At 65.3% G+C, this 1,780-nt stretch carries 3 protein-coding genes; all 3 read left to right on the top strand.

The window, feature by feature from the left end; translation table 11 throughout:
* On the top strand, positions 1-311 hold a 311-nt coding region (locus tag EN750_RS32710), incomplete at its 5' end, for an EAL domain-containing protein (RefSeq protein WP_145968136.1).
* Positions 312-578: 267 nt separating this feature from the next.
* On the top strand, positions 579-1,346 hold the full coding sequence (locus EN750_RS32705) for an SDR family oxidoreductase (protein ID WP_127399145.1): 768 nt from the start codon (positions 579-581) through the stop codon (positions 1,344-1,346).
* Positions 1,343-1,780, top strand: a 438-nt coding sequence (locus EN750_RS32700) for a 2-dehydro-3-deoxygalactonokinase (protein ID WP_189526627.1), incomplete at its 3' end; no start/stop codon positions are given. The genes EN750_RS32705 and EN750_RS32700, both read left to right, overlap by 4 nt.

Here is a 1,780-nt window from a genome sequence, read left to right as displayed (position 1 = left end):
GCCAGTCCTCGCTCGGCCGTCTGCGCGAATTCCATTTCGACAAGCTCAAGATCGATCGCGCCTTCGTCTCCTCCATTCTCGACGACCGTCCCTCGGAACACATCATCCGCGCCATTCTCGCAATGTGCGAGGGGCTCGGCATGGACGTCGTCGCCGAAGGCATCGAGCAGGAAGCGCAGGCCGATCGCCTGGTCCAGTTCGGCTGTGCCGGCGGGCAAGGCTATCTGTTCGGCAAGCCGGTCGATGCCGACGCCACGCTCGGCTATCTCCGCGATTCCTTCCGCGGCGCCCTGCGCGCCAAGGCGATCTGACCGGCGATCCCCGTGATCCGCAATCCTGGTGCTGCCGCTGTGCGCATCCGGTGCGGCGCATTGTCGTTTTGTCTGACATAAGCCCAGAAATCCGGCGGTTCGCCCTTGCCCGCGCGCCTTGCGTGGCTAGGATGCGCGCCGATCACGCTACAGCGCCGCGCGTCCTTTTGGACGCGCAAAGGACGCTGTAGCAATTTACATTTTGCGCATGATCCCTTTCCGAAATTCGATCCGATTTTCGGGGTCATGCGCTGGGAGACAAGAACGATGATGCCATCGGCGCATTTTGCCGACCTCGAAGGAGCCTCGGTGCTGATCACCGGCGGCGGCTCCGGAATTGGCGCTGCCCTGACCGAGGGATTTGTGCGCCAGGGTGCCAATGTCGCCTTTATCGACATCGCCGACGGCCCAAGCACGGCTCTTGCCGACCGCATTGAGAAAGAATTCGGCCGCCGGCCTCTCTATCTCAAGACCGATTTGCGCGACGTCGAGGCCCTGCGGGCGTCCGCCGCGAAGGCCGCCGAGGCGCATGGCGATGTCACCGTGCTGGTCAACAATGCGGCCTGGGATGAACGCCACGCCGTCGAGGACGTGACGGTCGGGTTCTGGGACAACAATCAGGCGATCAATTTGCGGCCGCATTTCTTCACCGCGCAAGCGGTGGCGCCGGGCATGAAGCGGGCCGGCGGCGGCTCGATCATCAACTTCACCTCGACATCCTATCTCATCAACCACCCCGACATGCCGTCCTACACGGCCGCCAAGGCCGGTATCCTCGGCCTGACCAAGGGGCTGGCCGGCAAGCTCGGTGTCGACGGCATCCGCGTCAACGCCATTGCGCCTGGCTGGGTGATCACCGAGCGGCAGAGGGAGCTCTGGGTGACCGAACAGGGGCTTGCCGCCCATGTCGCCAAGCAATGCATCAAGCAGGTGATGCAGCCCGACGACATCGTTGGCACCGTGCTGTTCCTGGCCTCGGACGCCTCGCGCATGCTGACAGCGCAGATGCTGGTCGTCGATGGAGGTTTCCTGTGAACCCAGCCGGCAACGCACCGGCGGTCGCCGCCGTCGACTGGGGCACGACCCGCATGCGGGTCTGGCTGATAGACGGGCAAGGCAAGGTGCTTGCCGAACGCCGTGGCGACGATGGCCTGATCACGGCGCAGCAGAAGGGCTTTTCGACCATCCTCGAAGGGCATCTGGCGGCGATGGGAGCACCAGCGGCGCTGCCCGTCATCATCTGCGGCATGGCCGGATCCCGCCAGGGCTGGCTGGAAGCACCCTATGTCACCGTGCCGGCGCCGCTTAGCGCCATCCTTGCGGGTGCCGCCAGCGTGCCCGGCCAGAGCCGCGACATCCGCATCGTTCCGGGCCTTGCCCAGCGACTGACTGACGCGCCCGACGTCATGCGCGGCGAGGAAACCCAGCTTGCCGGCGCTGGCTTGCCGGCCAAGGGACGCCAGCTGGTC

The sequence above is a fragment of the Mesorhizobium sp. M7A.F.Ca.ET.027.03.2.1 genome, assembly GCF_003999175.1.
Taxonomy (GTDB): Bacteria; Pseudomonadota; Alphaproteobacteria; order Rhizobiales; family Rhizobiaceae; genus Mesorhizobium.
The sequence above is the reverse complement of the archived record's forward strand: the minus strand, read 5'-3'. Positions and strand labels throughout refer to the sequence as shown.